A 16016-nucleotide genomic window follows, 5' to 3' on the forward strand; every position below is an offset into this window, starting at 1 on the left:
CACCGGCATGGGTAGCACCGACCTCATCTTTCTGATCCTCGGCCTCGGTAATGGCGCCGTCTACGCGGCGCTCGGGCTCGGCCTGGTCCTCACCTACCGCAGCTCGGGTGTGGTCAATTTCGCCACCGGTGCGGTTGCCCTCTACACCGCCTACACCTATGCCTTCCTTCGGCAGGGGAAACTGCTCAACCCGATCCCCGGCTTAACCGGGACCGTCGATCTCGGGATCGACGGGATGGGCTTCCCGGCGGCGTTCGCACTCTCGCTGGTGGTCGCCGCGGCGCTGGGATCACTGCTGTACGCGGCTGTCTTCCGTCCGATGCGGGCGGCACCCACCGCCGCGAAGGCCGTCGCGTCGATCGGCGTGATGATCGTCATGCAGGCGCTGCTCGCGGTCCAGGTGGGCACGACCGCGGTCTCGGTGGCGGCCATCCTGCCGACGCGCATCTACACCGTCGCCGGGCAGCGGGTTCCCGGCGACCGGCTCTGGTTCGCCGGCATCATCATCGTGATGGCGGTCGCCCTGACACTGTGGTTCCGGCTCACCCGGTTCGGCCTGGCCACCCGCGCGGCGGCCGAGTCCGAGAAGGGCGCCCTGGTCACTGGGCTGTCGCCGCAGCGCATCGCGCTGGTCAACTGGGCCCTGAGCACCATGATCGCCGGTGTCGGCGGCATCCTCATCGCGCCCATCGTTCCGCTCACCCCGGTGTCCTACACCCTGTTCATCGTCCCGGCGCTGGCGACGGCGCTCGTCGGGAACTTCACCAGGATCGGTACGGCGGTCTCGGCCGGGCTCGTCATCGGCATGCTGCAGTCGGAGGCCACGAACCTGCAGACCAGGAGCTGGCTGCCGTCGTCCGGCCTCGCCGAGCTCGTCCCGCTCGCCGTCATCCTGATCTTCCTGGTCTTCCGGGGGCAGACCCTGCCCTCGCGCGGCTCGATCGTGCAGCAGACCCTCGGCCGGGCGCCGCGACCGAAGTCGATGGTGCTGCCCGGTGTGGTCATCGCCGCCGCCGGGTTCGCCGCGCTGGCGGCGACGCACGGTTCCCACCGGGCAGCGATCATCACCACGCTCGTCCTGGCGATCATCGCGTTGTCCCAGGTGGTCGTCACCGGCTTCAGCGGCCAGATCTCCCTGGCGCAGCTGACCCTGGCCGGCGTCGGCGCGTTCGCGCTGACCCGGATCCAGCACCAGCTGCACGTGCCGTTCCCGATCGCGCCGCTGCTCGCCGCCGTCTTCGCGACGATCGTGGGGGTGGTGGTCGGCCTGCCGGCGCTGCGGATCCGCGGCCTGCCGGTGGCGGTCACCACGCTCGCGCTGGCGGTGGTGCTCGAGAAGCTGTGGTTCACCAACAAGGACCTCAACGGCGGGTTCAACGGCTCGCCGATCGACGACGCGAGCATCTTCGGCGTCAATCTCGGGATCGGCGCCGGCGCCGGCTACCCACGCCTCACGTTCGGCCTGTTCTGCCTGGTCGTCCTGCTGCTGGTGGCCGGTGGCGTGGTGCTGTTGCGCCGCAGCCGGCTGGGGGCGGCGATGCTGGCGGTACGCGCCAACGAACGATCGGCCGCCGCCTCGGGCATCTCCGTGTCGCAGGTGAAGCTCGTCGCCTTCGCCATCGGCGGGTTCCTCGCCGGGCTGGGCGGCGCCATGCTGGCCTACCAGCAGACCGTGGCGGACTCCAGCTCGTACACCGCGATGGGCTGCGTCGCGCTGTTCGCCACCGCGTACCTGGCCGGCGTCACGTCGGTGTCCGGCGGCATCAACGCCGGGCTCATCGGCGCGGGCGGCATCATCTTCACCCTGGTCGACAAGGGCCTGCCGCTGGGCGTCTACGTCCTGCTGGTCGGGCTGCCCGTCCTCGCGATCGTCGCCGAGATCCGACCGAAGCTGATCCCGGCGCTGTCCGGTGTGGTCGGGGTGCTGACCCTGGCGGCCTTCCTCCTCCACCGTGACACGGTGGCCCTGGGCGACTACTACACGACCGTCAGCGGCGTCCTGTTGGTGCTCACCGTCATCCTCAACCCGGAGGGCATCGTCGGGCCGGTGCACGAACATCTGGGCGCGCTGCGCACCAGGCTCGGACGCCGATCGCCGGCCTCCCTCGCCCGGCCGGCCGGAAACGCACCGGCCAGGGACGCGGTCGCGGCAACCACAGCCTCCGAGCTGGCGGTACCCCACGACACCCACGAGGTCACGGCGGGCCCGCTGCTGCGGGTCAGCGGCGTCGGCGTGCGCTACGGCGCCGTCGTCGCGAACCAGGACGTGAGCTTCGACGTCGACCGCGGCGAGATCGTCGGCCTCATCGGCCCGAACGGCGCCGGCAAGACGACCCTGATCGACGCGATAAGCGGCTATGCCGACGCGACCGGGTCGATCGAGTTCCTCGGCCGCAGGCTCGACGGGCTCAAACCCCATCAGCGGAGTCGGCGCGGCCTCGGCCGGACCTTCCAGGGCATCGAGCTGTACGACGATCTCAGCGTCCGGGAGAACGTCCAGACGGGCACGATGGCGGTCCGCTCGTCGGGCGACCGCGCCACGCCGTCGCCCGTGGACATCGACCGGTTGTTCACCATCCTGCATCTCGAGGCGGTGTCCGAAGCCCCGGTGCGGGAGCTGTCCGTCGGGCAGCGTCAGCTGGTCTCCGTCGCCCGCGCGCTGGCCGGGCGTCCGGCGATCGTCCTGCTGGACGAGCCGGCCGCCGGGCTGGACACGACCGAGAGCCGCTGGCTGGGCGAGCGGCTGCGGGCCATCCGCGACGCCGGCATCACCATCGTCATGGTCGACCACGACATGGGCCTCGTCCTGGACGTGTGCGACCGGATCGTGGTGCTCAACCTCGGGGAGGTAATCGTGGTCGGCACACCGGCAGAGATCCAGCGCAACCCGGAGGTCACCCGCGCCTACCTGGGCACGACGCACGGGCACGCGGAGCACGGGCACGCAGAGCGCGTGCATGCGGAGGAGGTGCGATGACCGCCGCATTGCAGTGCGCCGGGATGGACGCCGGCTACACGGCCGGCCGGCCGGTCGTGCGCGGCGCCGACCTCACCCTGAGGGCCGGTGAGGTGCTCGCGCTGATCGGACCGAACGGGGCGGGCAAGACCACCCTGCTGATGACGATCGCCGGCCTGCTGCCGCCGCTGGCGGGGCACGTCGAGATCGGCGGGGTGGCGGTGAAGCCCGGCTCGGCACGCTCCGCGGTGAGCGCGGGGCTGGTGCTCGTGCCGGACGACCGCTCGCTGTTCAAGAGCCTCACCACCCACGAGAACCTGAAGCTGGCCGCCCGTCGCGGCGGCACGACGGTCGACCAGGTTCTCGACCACTTCCCCGGCCTGCGGCCCCGGATGAAGGTGGCGGCCGGGAACCTCTCCGGCGGCGAGCAGCAGATGCTGGCGATCGGCCGGGCGCTGATGCAGGACCCGAAGGTACTTCTCATCGACGAGCTCAGCATGGGCCTCGCACCGGTGATCGTCGAGTCTCTCCTGCCGGTCATCCGGTGGGTCGCGGACGAGTCCGGCGTCGCCTGCATCCTCGTGGAGCAGCACGTGGCGCTCGCCCTCGGCGTCTCCGACACGGCGATCGTCCTCTCGCACGGCGACGTCGTGCTCCGGGGGGACGCCAAGGAGCTCGCGGCCGACGAGAGCCGGATCGAGCGCGCCTACCTGGGCCAGGCCAGCTGACCTGGAACGCACAGGCGACACCGAGGGGTGCTGACGCAGGCAGCGTCAGCACCCCTAGGCATCAGGTCCCCTCGACGCCGAAGATCTGCTCGACGCCAGAGCCACTGGACGTCAGATCTACTCAGCGGACTTCTTGCGCGTCTCGAAGGCCCGGGTCAGCGCCCGGTGCTCGTCCGACGTCAACAGGATGGTGTTGGCGAAGCGGTCGAAGTCGCGCGCCGTCTGCCGGTCGACGCTCGCGGCGATGTCGACGGCCGCCTTCGCCACGCCCGCCGCCTCCGAGGGCAGCCGGGCCAGCTTGCGGGCGAAGGCGCTCACCCGCTCGGAGAACTCCTCGGCCGGGTAGACGGCGTGCACGAGCCCGATGTCCCGGGCGTGGTGGGCGTCGACCTCCTCCCCGAACGCGAGCCACTTGCCCCAGTGCGGGCCGACCAGCCTGGTCACTCGGCTGATGCCCCCGGAGCCCGGGATGACGGCGAGCGCGGGCAGTTCGGGCAGGGAGAACACCGCGGCGGTGGACGCCAGCCGGAAGTCGCAGGACGCGGCCAGTTCGAGGCCGACGCCCAGGCACGGCGCGTGCGCGGCCAGCACGACGGGCTTCTCGACCGCCTCCAGCTCGTCGAAGACCAGGTGCAGCCGCCGGTACTCACGGCGCAGCCGCCGCGGGCTGAAGCTGCCGTCCGCGGCGTACCCGCGCTTGCCACCGGCGCCGCTCTGGCGGATGTCGATGCCGGCCGTGAAGTAGCGGCCTTCCGCCGCGATCACGAGCACCTTGAGGTCGTCGCGCTCGCCCAGATCGGTCGCGGCCTGGCGCAGCGCCTCGATCATCTCGGGGCTGACGGCGTTGAGCTTCTCGTCGCGTGTGAAGGTGAGCGTCAGGATCCCGTCGGTCTCGGACCGACGGGTCTGGCTGACGTCGGCCATAACGGCTCCCGCTTCTCGTAGGGATGGCGTTCCTGTGGTGCCCCTGCCCGGTGTCGCTCGGTGCCGGCCCGGTGGCCGGCCTCGAGCGGCGCGGCACCGCGGGTCACCCGACGGAGCGCGCCGTCACCGGCCGAGCCACACCGGGGGGCGCTTCTCGGCGAAGGCGGTCGCGCCCTCGCGGGCATCCTCGGAGGCGAAGACCGGGGCGCACAGCTCGGCCTGCCGCTGCCAGCCCTCCTCGGCCGTCCAGTCGGCCTGCGCCCGGGCGATCTGCTTGGTCGTCGCCACGGCCAACGGCCCGTTGGCGGCGATCTTGGCCGCGAGTTCGAGCGCCCCGGCCAGCGCGCCACCCTCCGGCACGACCCGGTTGACCAGCCCCAGCGCTGCCGCCCGCTCCGCCGTCACGGGCTCACCGGTCAGCAGGAGCTCCAGCGCGACCGAGAAGGCGATCCGGCGCGGCAGCAGCATCGCCGCGCCGCCGCCGGCCACCAGCGCGCGCTTGACCTCCGGCACGCCGAACCTGCTCGTCGCCGCGGCCACGACCAGGTCGCACGCCAGCAGCAGCTCGAAGCCGCCGGCCAGCGCCCAGCCCTCCACCGCGGCGATCAGCGGCTTGCGCGGTGGCGTGACGGTGATGCCGCCGAAACCGCGGCCCTTGATGTTGGGGGTCTCACCGCGCAGGAAGGCCTTCAGATCCATGCCGGCACAGAACGAGCCGCCGGCCCCGGTCAGCACACCGACCCGCAGCTGCGGGTCGCCGTCCAACTCGTCCGCTGCCGCCGCGATGCCGCGCGCGGCCTCGGCGTCGAGCGCGTTCCTGGCCTCCGGGCGGTTGATCGTGATGACCAGGACGGCGTCATGCCGCTCGACCAGCACCGAGTCTGCCATGCCGTCTCCTCGTTCTCGCGGCCCAAGTTCTCGCGGCCCAAGTTCTCGCGGTCGCAGTTCTCGCGATCGAAGCTGTCGCGGTTGCAGTTCTCGCGGTGCGGGCGGCGCCGTCAGTCCGCGACGCGGATGACGACTTTGGCGGTCGGCGCCCGGTCGGCGACGCGCTGCAGGGCGACGGCCACGTCGTCGAGGTCGTGTACCTCGGACACGAGCGGCCGCATCCCCTGCGCCACCAGTGTCGCCAGCCCCTCGCGCGCCCGCGCCGTCTCCTCAGGCAGCCGCACGGACCATGTACGCAGCTCGATCCCGCGCACCGTGATGTTCTTCAGCAGCACGAGGTTCAGCGGGATCCGCGGGATCTCACCGCCTGCGAAGCCCACGACGACGAAGCGGCCACCCCAGCGGATCGCGCGCAGCGCCGGCTCGGCCCACCGGTCGCCGACCGGGTCGACGACGAGGTCGGCGCCGCCGCCCGTGATCTCCTTGATCCGGAGCTTGAGGTCTTCCGTCGTGTAGTCGATGCACGTTTCGGCACCGAGCTCCTTGCAGACCGCCAGCCGCTCGGGTGACGAGGCCGCGGCGATGACGCGCGCACCGAGCCTGACAGCGATGTCGACCGCCGCGGAGCCGACGCCTCCGGCGGCCCCCAGGACGACGACCCACTGGTCCGGCGCCAGCTCTCCGATCGTGACCAGGCAGTGGTACGCCGTCAGGTACGTCACCCGGAACGCCGCAGCCTCGACCATCGACAGCCCGGCCGGGATCGGCGAGACCGCGGTCGTGGGCGCCAGCACCTGCTCGGCCATCGCGCCGGAGAAGACCGAGCCATGGACAGGGTCACCGACGGCGAGACCGGTGACCCCGTCACCGACCGCCGCCACCCGGCCGGCGAACTCGGACCCGGGAGTGAAGGGCAGCGGCGCCGACACCTGGTAGCGGTCCGCGATCAACAGCAGGTCGGGGAAATTCAGCGCGGCCGCGGCCACATCGACGACGACGTGGCCCGGCGTCGCCTCCGGAGCGGGTACGTCGCGGATGACGACGTCGGCCGGACCGCCGTACGCCTCGACGCGGGCGGCCCTCACCGCGTCTCCCGGCCCGCGCGGCGGGGCCCGCAGGCGGCTCGGGCTCGGATCCTGCCTGGGTTCTCAGCGGGTCGCTTGATGATCGAACCTCCGTACGTGGCCGAAGCCGAGCCGGGACACCACACCCGCCGGACCGATCCGTTATTGTATAACTAAGTTATATTAGATCGCAGCCGCCAGCAAGCGACCGGTACCGGCACGACCGCCCTCCGCCGCCGTCCCTCGCCGTCCCTCGCCGTCCCTGGTCAGGCGCGGGCGTCGCGGCGCAGCGCCTCGGGTACCCAGTTGGGCGAACGCTTCTCGATGAAGGCGGAGAAGCCCTCGCGCGACTCGTCCCGGTGCAGGCTGTCGAAGAACGCGATGCGGTCGTGCAGCCCGCCGTACTGGTCCAGCACGCGCTTGACATCGCGGCGGGCGCCGGGGGCGGTCTGGCAGCACTGGGCGAGCACCGCAGCGGCCGCGTCGAGGAGTTCGTCATGGGGGACGACCCGACTCACCAGGCCCCATTCGACCGCCTCCTGGGCTGTGAGGGTGCGACCGGTGAGCATCAGGTCGCGCGTGCGCACCGGCCCGACGAGGCGTGCCAGCATCGAGGCGAAGTAGGTGTCCGAGATCCCGCGGAGCAGCTCCGGCACCCGGAAGGTCGCCCGCTCGCTCACCACCGCGATGTCCGAGCACAGCGCGATGATGAGGCCGCCGCCCTGGCAGATCCCGTTCACCGCCGCCACCACCGGCTTGACGCTCTGCCGCAGGACATCGAAGGGAAGTACGTCGATGGCCCCGGGAACCCCGCCGAGGTGCAGCCAGTGGTCGCCGGCGTTCTTGCCCAGATCGCCGCCGGGGATGAACACGTCGCCGACCCCGGTGATCAGCAGGCCGGCGAGGGCCGGGTCCGCGTCGACCCGCCGGACGGCGTAGCGCACGCCGAAGTACATCGCGGGAGTGAGCGCGTTGCGGGCCTCGGGCCGGTCGACGACCAGGTGCCCGAACGGCTCGTGCCGCTCAAGTCTCAGGTACGGCGTGCCGAGCCAGTCACCGTCGGGCGGGCGGGGCGTGCTCCCCATGACATCGTCGTCCACAGAATTCTCCCGTTCGCCACAGCGGTCGGCGGGCGCCAGCGTCCACAGACCTCGGATCGTCTGCCGTGGGGTCAATCCCCAACGATCTTCAGCGTCTCCTGGACCAGTCCCGGCAGCGCGGTCACCATCCGGGCCAGCGCGCCGTTCACCTCCCGGCCGGACTTGGCCGCCCGCTTCAGCAGCAGCCCGGTCGCCGCCGCCTCCTTGTAGCGCGTGAGGGCGTGGAACCAGTCCAGGTCGGCGATCGGCACCCCGCGCCGGCGCTCGTAGGCCCGGATGACCTCGTCGGGCGTGGGTGTGCCGGCCGGCGGCCCCGGTTCAGCCGCGGGGTGCCCGGCATCGTCGGTGAAGAACGTCAGCCAGGCGAGGTCCACCCGCGGGTCGCCGACGGTCCAGATCTCCCAGTCGATGACCGCCGCGAGCCGGGCACCGTCGCACAGCGTGTTACCCAGCCGGTAGTCGCCGTGGTTGATCACGGCCGGCAGCGCCACGGGGATCGTCGACACCAGCGCGCCGGCGGCACGTTCGTAGTCGCCGCGCATCCCGTCGGGGAGGGTCTCGAAGGCACGGCGCCAGCGACCGATCTCCGCCGCCAGGTCCACCACCGGCTCGTCGGCGAGGCCGACCGCCGCGGGAGTGACGTCGTGCAGGTCGGCCAGGACGCCGGCCGCGTCGAGAAAACGGGCGCGCACCAGCTCGGGGGCGGGCCGGTCCGCGACCGACCTGAGCACCGGCTCGACGCACTCCCCGGGAACCAGGTTCATCGCCATGTACGGCGGGATCCCGGGCGGCGATCCGGGATCGGAGAACAGGACGTCGGGCGCCAGCTGCCGCCGCCCGCCCTGCAGCGCCGCCTGCACGCGAGCCTGCCGCAGGACGTCGCGGTTGCGGACCGGCGCCAGGCCGGGCGGCGCGAGCTTGACCACGATCGGGGACTCCGCCGCCGGCACGCCGGCCACGTCGACGAGGAACGTCAGACTCGACGTGCCGCCGGTCAGCGGGCGGACCTCGCCGACCCGCGACTCGCCACGCCACTGCGGCAGCCGGTCCGCCAGCCGCCTCGCCAGGTCGGCGGTCAGGGCTGGTTCGGCCGGGTGAGCGACGTCGGCCTGGCGGGCGACGTCAGCCGGGTGAGCCGTGCCGGCCTGGTGATCTGCCATGCGTGTCTCATTTCCTCAGCTCGGGTCGGGCTAGACCGAGAGCGCGAACCCACCGGTGACCCGCAGCGTCTCCCCGGTGATGAAGGCGGCTGCGTCCGAGACCAGGTAGAGCAGCGCGTTCACCACGTCCCGCTCCTCGCCCTCGCGCGCCAGGACCTGCTGCGCGAGGACGCGCGCGACCTCGGTCGCGGGCAGCTCGGCCCGCACGGTGTCGGTGAGGATCAGCCCGGGGGCGATCGCGTTGACCCGGACGCCGACCGCGGCCAGCTCGCGGGCGAACTGCGCGGTGAAGCCGCGCACCGCCAGCTTGGAGACGCCGTAGGCGGTCCGGTTGGCGTAGGCCGCCGAGGAGGAGATGTTGACGACGGCGGCGCCCGCCCGCCCGCTCATAGCGTCCTTCGCGGCCAACGTGCATATGACGACACCCATCACGTTGACCTCGAACAGCCGGCGGATCTGGCCGGCGCCGAGCTCGGCGGTCGGCTTGTTGAAGGCGGCCGAGTGCAGCCCCGCGTTGTTGACCAGAATGTCGAGCCCGCCGTGCGCGCGGACGATGTCGGCCACCACCTCACCGACGCGGGCCTCGTCCGTCACGTCGCAGGTGACCCCGGTCGCGCTGCCGCCGAGCGCGGTGAGCTCGGCCGCGGCGGCCGAGGCGACGTCACCGTCGATGTCGGCCAGCACGACGTGCGCCCCGCGCTCGGTCAGCGCGGCGCCGAACGCCTTGCCGAAGCCGCGGCCGCCCCCTGTTATCAGCGCGACCTTGCCAGCGTGCTCCTTGGCCGGCGTCTCGTTGACCAGCGTCTCGTCGGGCATGGATCTCCTTCGATCGTCGTCGTGCGGCGGCCGGCGGGTCCGCGGCTGGAACGGTCGCGGGCGGCGCCACCGCCGCCGGAGCTCTAAGCGATCACACCCGCGTCGCGCAGCGCCGCCCGCTCCGTCTCGGTCAGCCCGAGCTCGGTCAGAATCTCGGCCGAATGGCTGCACCAGCCCGACCGGGGACGTTCGACGGCCGGGGACGCCGACAGCCGGGGTGCCGGCGCCGGCTGCGCGACGCCGTCCCACTCGACGAAGGTCGCGCGCTCGCGCAGCTCGGCCGAGGCCGCCGCCTCCGCCAGGCTCAGCACGGGCGTCACACAGGCGTCGACGCCGTCGAACAGCTTCGTCCACTCGTCCCGGGTGCGCGCGGCGAACAGATCCCCCAGGACGCGCTCCTGCTCGGGCCAGGTCGACCGGTCGTGCTGCGGCCACCGCGCGGGGTCGAGCCCGAGGTTCTCCAGCAGCAGCCGGTAGAACTGCGGCTCCAGCGCGCCCACGGCGACGAAGCCGTCGTCGGCGGTGCGGTAGGTGCGGTAGAACGGGGCGCCGCCGTCGAGCAGGTTGTCGCCGCGGCGATCGCTCCACAGGCCGGCCGCGAGCATCCCGTGCATCATCGCCGTGAGGTTGGCGACGCCGTCGACCATGGCCGCGTCGACCACCTGGCCGCGTCCGGTCCCCGTGCGGTGGTGCAGGGCCGCGAGCACGCCGAGGGCGAGGTAGGAACCGCCGCCGGCGAAGTCGGCCAGCAGATTGAGCGGCGGCAGCGGCGGCAGCTCGGCCGGTCCGGTCGGGTACAGGCCGCCGGCGAGCCCGGCGTAATTGATGTCGTGCCCGGCCTGTTGAGCGCGCGGGCCCGACTGCCCCCACCCCGTCGCCCGCCCGTACACCAGGCGGGGGTTGACGGCCAGCAGCTCGGCCGGGCCGAGCCCGAGCCGCTCGGCGACACCGGGGCGCATTCCCTCCAGGAACACGTCCGCCGTCTCGACCAGCCGCAGCACCACGGACCGGCCCGACGGATGCCGGACGTCGACCCCGATGCCGCGCTGCCCCCGGGTACGGGGATCGTCCTCGAGCCGCAGGCCGGTGACGCCACCGGGCCGGTCGGCCCGGTCGATCCGGATCACCCGGGCGCCCAGGTCGGCGAGCAGCATGGTCGCGAACGGGACCGGCCCGAGCGCGCTGAGGCACACGACCGTGACGTCGCCCAGCGCCTGCGTCATGCGTCGCGCCAGACCGGAGCGCGCCGCTCCCGGAAGGCGGCCACGCCCTCGGCCGCGTCGCTGGAGGCGAACACCGGTTCGAACAGCGCCCGCTGCTGGTCGAAACCCTCGCTGACCGGCCAGTCGGCGGAGTCCACCGCGACCTGCTTGGACGCCCGCACCGACATCGGCGCGCTCTCGGCGACCACGCCCGCGAGCGCCAGGGCGGCGTCCAGCGCCCCGCCGTCGTCGACCAGCCGGTTCACCAGGCCGAAGTGAGCCGCGCGCTCGGCCTCGAGCGGGGCGCCGGTGAGGAGCAGTTCCATGGCGAGCATGTGCGGCAGCCGGCGCGGCAGGCGGAAGGCACCGCCGCCGCGCGCGGCCAGGCCGCGACGGACCTCCGGCAGCCCGAACCGCGCCCCGCGGCCCGCCACCACCAGGTCGCACGCGAGGACGATCTCGAAACCGCCGCCCAACGCCCACCCCTCGACCGCCGCGATCAACGGCTTCGCGGGCGGCCGTTCGACCAGCCCGGCGAAGCCTCGCACCGGGTCCGAGGTCTTCTCCCCGGCGGCGAACGCCTTGAGGTCCATGCCCGCGCAGAAGCTCGGGCCGGCGCCGTGCAGCACCGCGACCTGCAGCTCGGGAGTCGAGTCGAGCAGGTCGAGCGCGGCCGCGATGCCGCGGGAGACCTCGCCGTTCACGGCGTTGCGCTGGTCGGGACGGTTGATCGTGATCGTGAGGACCCCGTCCTCACGGCGCACCAGGACGTCGTCCGAGGGGGCTGATGCTGGCAGCGGAGGCTCCTTACTCAGGTTCTCTATAGAGAACATCGTTCTGGCATTAGCATCACCAGGTGCGCCGCACGCCGTCAAGACCGCACCTTCGAGGAGGACGAATGCCGGACCGAGTCAGCCGGACCGGCCACGAACTCCACGCCCCCGCCTCGCGGGTGCCGGCGATCGAGCGGGCCTTCGGTGTGCTGCTGTCGCTGACCCGGTCCGGGCCGGCGCCGCTGACCGAGATCGTGGCGGCCACCCGGCTCAACAAGAGCACGGCCTTCTACATCCTGCGTTCGCTTGTCGAGCTCGACGCGGTCCGCTACGACCAGCGCGCCCGCACCTACTCCCTCGGCCCGGCGCTCGTGGAGCTCGGCAACGCCGCCAGCCGGCAGTTCGACCTGGTCGCGGTGGCCCGGCGCGACCTGGCCGGGCTGGTCGCCCAGTTCGAGGCCACGGTCGTGCTCTACCGCCGGATCGGCACCGGCGAGGTGTCCATCATCGACCGGTTCGAACGTGACCACGGGGTGCACATCACCGTCGAGCCGGGCGCGCGGCTGCCGATCCAGGGCGGTTCGTTCGGGCGCGCGTTCCTCGCGTTCGACCCGCCGGCGACCGCGGCCGAGGCGCTGGCCGGCGGGCTGGTCCGGTTCACCGAACGCAGCACCACCGACCTGGCCGAGTTCGCCCGCGAGCTCGACGCCGTCCGCGAGCGCGGCTGGGCGGTCGATCACCAGGGCTTCGCCCTCGGCGTGAGCACGGTGGCGGCACCGGTGTTCGACACCGACGGCTCGGTGTCACTGGTCGCGGCGGCCGTCGGCTTCACCAGCCGTTTCACCGACGAGCTGACCGCGGACATCGGCGCCCGGCTGCGGCTGGCCTGCGACCGGATCGGCCGCCCCTTCGCGGCGGTCACCGCCGCCACCGGCCCGGCCGGTCAGACCGACGAGGTCCACGACCTCGACGAGGTCCGCTCACCGCAGGGCTGAGTGACCGAGCAGCGCCTTGCCCAGGTGCAGGATCTGGATCTGGCTGGTGCCCTCCGGGATCGTCGCCTCGCGCGCGTCGCGGAAGTAGCGCTCCACCGGCGACTCCTCCATCAGCCCGGCGCCGCCGTGCACCTGCAGGGCCAGCGTGGCCGCCCGGCCCGCCGACTCCCCGCAGTAGTACTTCGCCATCGAGCACTCGTAGCGACCCGGCTCGCCGGCGTCGATGGCCCGCGCGGCGTTGTACCCCAGCAGCCGTGAGGTCTCGGTGAGCGTGGCGATCTCCACCACCATCTGCTGGATGAGCTGGAAGGCGGCGATCGGCTTGCCGAACTGCTCCCGTTGCCGGCAGAACGCGATCGACGCCTCGAGGCAGGCCTGGGACAGGCCGACCGCGCCCATCGCCATGTTCAGCCGGCCCGCGTTCACCGCCTTCATGCCCAGCGACAGCCCGCCGCCCAGCGTGCCGAGCACGTTGGCCGCGGGAACGAAGGTGTCGTGGAAGGACAGCTCGCAGCTGGTCGTCGAGCGCAACGGCATGTGCGGGATGTCGTGCACGCCGAACTCGGACTCGGCGGCGTCGACCAGCAGCGCGCTCACCCCGTGATCGGTCCCGTCGTGGTCGATCACCCGGGCGAACAGGATGCCGAAGTCGCAGCCCAGCGCGTTGGTGATGTAGAGCTTGCTGCCGTTGACCACATAGCCGTCGCTGCTGGCGCGCGCGGTCGTGCGCAGCGCCCCGGCGTCGGACCCGGCGCCGGGCTCGGTGAGCCCGAACCAGCCGAAGCGGCTCCCGGCCAGCAGCGGCTGCAGGAACCGCGCCCGCTGGTCCTCGCTGGCCGCGGCGGCCAGCGTCCGGGCCACCATGCCCTGGACGTTCACGGTGGTGCGCAGTGAACCCCAGCAGCGGCCGGCCTCCTCCATGAGGATCGCCTGCATCATCATCGGCAGCTCGTCGCCGCCGAGCGGCTCGGGCACCCCGCCGCGGACGTAGCCGAAGTCGTAGAGCTGCGGCAGTAGCTCCCACGGGAAGGTGCGCGCCCGCTCGTGCTCCCCGACCTCCGGCGCGACCACCTTGTCGAGGAACGACCGGACCGAGTCGCGCAAGGCGCGTTCCTCGTCACCGAGGAGAACCGTCGACATCATTCACCCCACGCAATAGCCATCAATTAGTTAGCTCATTATACCTATCACGATAAGTTCCGGGAAGCGTCGACGACACGTACTCCTTGAGCCGCTCGACGTCGGCGAGCCGCCGGCGGTGGGTGCCGGCCAGCGGCAGCCCGTTCAGCGTCGTCACCCCGCTCTCGGCGAACGCCGCCACCCGCTCCCGCACATACCCGGGCGGTCCGATCAGCGAGACACCGCGCACCAGCCGCTCCGGCACCGCGGCAGCGGCCTGCGCCTTGCGCCCGGCGAGGTAGTGGTCCTGCACCTCGGCGGCCGCCGCCGCGAACCCGTAGCGGCCGGCGAGCTCGTTGTAGAAGTTCCGGCCCCGGGCGCCCATGCCGCCGACGTAGAGCGCGAGGTGCTCGCGCACGGCCTGGACCGCGGCCTCGATCTCGTCGGCGTCGTCGCTGATCAGCAGCTGGGTGGGCACCACGATGTCGAGCGGGCCCAGCGGCTCACCGAAGGCGGCCGGCGCCGCCTCGGGGAGGTAGAAGATCGGCTCCCACCCGTCACCGATCTCGGCGGCCAGCTCGACGTTGCGGGGTCCCAGCGCGGCGAGCACGATCGGCACCGCGGACCGGACCGGGTGGTTGATCAGCTTCAGCGGCTTCCCCAGGCCGCTGCCGCCGTGCGCGGCATCCAGCGGCAGGTGGTAGTGCCGGCCCTCGTAGCTGAGCCGCTCGCGCCGCCAGACCGCCCGGCAGATCTCGACGACCTCGCGGGTGCGCCCGAGCGGGGCGTCGTAGCGCACGCCGTGGAACCCCTCAATCACCTGCGGCCCCGACGCGCCCAGGCCGAGCACGAAGCGGCCGTCGGACACGTAGTCCAGCCCGGCCGCCGTCATGGCCAGCAGGGCCGGGGTGCGCGAGTAGATGTTCAGAATGCTCGTGGCCAGCAGCACCGTCGAGGTCCGGGCCGCCAGGTAGCCCAGCTGGCTCACCGAGTCGAAGCTGTAGGCCTCCGGGAGCATGACCAGGTCGAGCCCGGCCGCCTCGAAGTCGCGAAGGTCCGCGACGGTCTCGGTGAAGCCGCCGGAGTACTTCAGCGGCATCCCGACCCTCACGGCGCCTCGATGACCACTGCGCCGCCCTGGCCGCCCGCGGCGCACATCGCCGCCACGGCGATCCCGCCGCCGCGCCGGCGCAGGTGGTGGGTCAGGGTGGTCAGCATCCGCGCTCCGGAGGCCGCGACCGGATGCCCGAGACTGCAGCCACTGCCGTACTGGTTGACCAGGTCGTCCGGGATTCCCAGGAGGCGGCAGGCGGCGATCGGGACCGACGCGAAGGCCTCGTTGATCTCCCAGGCGTCGACGTCGGCCACCCCGATCCCGGCCCGCTCCAGCACCCGCGGGATGACCTCCACCCCGGCCATCCCGGTGCGGTGCGGGGCCACGCCGAGTGCCGCCCACGCCCGCACCCGGGCCAGCGGGGTGAGGCCCCGATCCCGGGCGAGGTCGTCGGTGACCAGCATCAGGGCCGCGGCGGCGTCGTTCACGCCGCTCGCGTTCCCCGCGGTGATGCCGAAGCCCTCGATCTCGGGGTGCAGCGGCTTCAGCGTGGCCAGCTTCTCCAGCGTGGACGTCCGGCGCGGGTGCTCGTCGACGGCGAAGCGGACCTTCTCCCCCGCCACGACGACGTCGATCGGGACGATCTCGTCGTCGAAGACTCCGGCGTCGATCGCGGCGATCGCCCGGTCGTGGGAGCGCTTGGCCCAGGCGTCCATCTCCGCCCGGGTGATGCCCACCTCCTGCGCGGTGTTCCAGCCGACGGCGAGGGTCACGTCGTCGGTGGCGCCCTCGTAGTAGGGGAACGTGGGGTTGAACCCGGCGCGCGGCTCGTCCGACCCGGGCACCCGCCACGACAGCCTGGGGTTCATCGACGAGGAGTGGGTGCCGCCGGCGACGACCGCGCGGTCCATCCCGGCCCGGATCGTCGCCGCCGCGTTGCCCACCGCCGCGAGGCTCGCCGCGCAGTGGCGGTTGACGGCCTGGCCCGGCGCCGCCGTCAGCCCGGCCGCGAAGGCGGCGTACCTGGCGATGTCGCCGCCGCCGGCCAGCTCCTCGGCGAGGATGACGTCGTCGACGTCCTCGGGCGCCAGCCCCGAGCGGTCCACCGCGGCCCGGACGACCGCCGTGGCCAGCTCCTCGGCCGAGGTGTCCCGCAGCGTCCCCTTGAACGACGTCGCGATGGGCGTGCGCACCGCACTGACGATCACGGCCTGGGCCATGGCTGTACCTCTCCTCG

General features: G+C 72.7%; 14 protein-coding genes. 3 read left to right on the top strand and 11 right to left on the bottom strand.

Features of this window, described 5'->3' with window-relative positions; genetic code table 11:
• Positions 1 to 7 precede the first annotated feature (7 nt).
• Both FRANEAN1_RS22210 and FRANEAN1_RS22215 read left to right on the top strand, forming a co-directional pair.
• The gene (locus FRANEAN1_RS22210; protein ID WP_020462062.1) at positions 8 to 2977 is read left to right on the top strand and encodes a branched-chain amino acid ABC transporter permease/ATP-binding protein; all 2970 of its coding nucleotides are present in this window, start codon (positions 8 to 10) and stop codon (positions 2975 to 2977) included.
• Entirely contained in the window at positions 2974 to 3684 is a 711-nt protein-coding gene (locus FRANEAN1_RS22215) for an ABC transporter ATP-binding protein (protein ID WP_020462063.1), read from the top strand. Before FRANEAN1_RS22210 ends, FRANEAN1_RS22215 begins: the two co-directional genes overlap by 4 nt.
• A gap of 117 nt (positions 3685 to 3801) precedes the next feature.
• Here the strand turns inward: FRANEAN1_RS22215 and FRANEAN1_RS22220 are convergent, their stop codons facing one another.
• From FRANEAN1_RS22220 to FRANEAN1_RS22255, 8 genes are all read right to left on the bottom strand, one after another.
• Positions 3802 to 4608: an enoyl-CoA hydratase/isomerase family protein gene (locus FRANEAN1_RS22220; RefSeq protein ID WP_020462064.1), complete on the bottom strand. Its 807-nt coding sequence runs from the start codon at positions 4606 to 4608 to the stop codon at positions 3802 to 3804.
• A 123-nt stretch (positions 4609 to 4731) separates the two neighbouring features.
• Complete coding sequence (locus FRANEAN1_RS22225) at positions 4732 to 5496, bottom strand: crotonase/enoyl-CoA hydratase family protein (protein ID WP_020462065.1); 765 nt, start codon at positions 5494 to 5496, stop codon at positions 4732 to 4734.
• A 110-nt stretch (positions 5497 to 5606) separates the two neighbouring features.
• Positions 5607 to 6581 carry an NADPH:quinone oxidoreductase family protein gene (locus FRANEAN1_RS22230; protein WP_020462066.1) on the bottom strand — a complete coding sequence of 325 codons (975 nt, stop codon included), beginning with the start codon at positions 6579 to 6581 and terminating at the stop codon, positions 5607 to 5609.
• A gap of 245 nt (positions 6582 to 6826) precedes the next feature.
• Positions 6827 to 7645, bottom strand: coding sequence for an enoyl-CoA hydratase/isomerase family protein (locus FRANEAN1_RS22235; RefSeq protein WP_041256345.1), 819 nt, complete (start codon positions 7643 to 7645; stop codon positions 6827 to 6829).
• Between the two features lie 86 nt (positions 7646 to 7731).
• Positions 7732 to 8820 (bottom strand): phosphotransferase family protein, encoded by a 1089-nt coding sequence (locus tag FRANEAN1_RS22240; protein WP_020462068.1) that lies wholly within the window; start codon positions 8818 to 8820, stop codon positions 7732 to 7734.
• Positions 8821 to 8850: 30 nt separating this feature from the next.
• Entirely contained in the window at positions 8851 to 9636 is a 786-nt protein-coding gene (locus FRANEAN1_RS22245; protein ID WP_020462069.1) for an SDR family oxidoreductase, read from the bottom strand.
• Between the two features lie 83 nt (positions 9637 to 9719).
• Positions 9720 to 10859 carry a CaiB/BaiF CoA-transferase family protein gene (locus tag FRANEAN1_RS22250; protein ID WP_020462070.1) on the bottom strand — a complete coding sequence of 380 codons (1140 nt, stop codon included), beginning with the start codon at positions 10857 to 10859 and terminating at the stop codon, positions 9720 to 9722.
• Positions 10856 to 11671, bottom strand: a complete 816-nt coding sequence (locus tag FRANEAN1_RS22255; protein WP_049795729.1) for a crotonase/enoyl-CoA hydratase family protein — start codon at positions 11669 to 11671, stop codon at positions 10856 to 10858. The genes FRANEAN1_RS22250 and FRANEAN1_RS22255 overlap by 4 nt, the downstream gene beginning before the upstream one ends.
• A gap of 65 nt (positions 11672 to 11736) precedes the next feature.
• Here FRANEAN1_RS22255 and FRANEAN1_RS22260 point away from each other — a divergent pair, with 65 nt between their 5' ends.
• Positions 11737 to 12606, top strand: coding sequence for an IclR family transcriptional regulator (locus FRANEAN1_RS22260; RefSeq protein WP_020462072.1), 870 nt, complete (start codon positions 11737 to 11739; stop codon positions 12604 to 12606).
• Here the strand turns inward: FRANEAN1_RS22260 and FRANEAN1_RS22265 are convergent.
• From FRANEAN1_RS22265 to FRANEAN1_RS22275, 3 genes are read right to left on the bottom strand one after another with little or no spacing between them, the layout of a single operon-like run.
• Positions 12592 to 13749 carry an acyl-CoA dehydrogenase family protein gene (locus FRANEAN1_RS22265; RefSeq protein WP_347176712.1) on the bottom strand — a complete coding sequence of 386 codons (1158 nt, stop codon included), beginning with the start codon at positions 13747 to 13749 and terminating at the stop codon, positions 12592 to 12594. The two genes, FRANEAN1_RS22260 and FRANEAN1_RS22265, sit on opposite strands and share 15 nt — an antisense overlap.
• Before the next feature lie 19 nt (positions 13750 to 13768).
• Entirely contained in the window at positions 13769 to 14836 is a 1068-nt protein-coding gene (locus FRANEAN1_RS22270; RefSeq protein WP_020462074.1) for an LLM class F420-dependent oxidoreductase, read from the bottom strand.
• Positions 14833 to 15999 (bottom strand): thiolase family protein, encoded by a 1167-nt coding sequence (locus tag FRANEAN1_RS22275; protein ID WP_020462075.1) that lies wholly within the window; start codon positions 15997 to 15999, stop codon positions 14833 to 14835. The genes FRANEAN1_RS22270 and FRANEAN1_RS22275 overlap by 4 nt, the downstream gene beginning before the upstream one ends.
• Between the last annotated feature and the right edge of the window lie 17 nt (positions 16000 to 16016).

This window comes from Parafrankia sp. EAN1pec, assembly GCF_000018005.1.
GTDB lineage: Bacteria > Actinomycetota > Actinomycetes > Frankiales > Frankiaceae > Parafrankia > Parafrankia soli.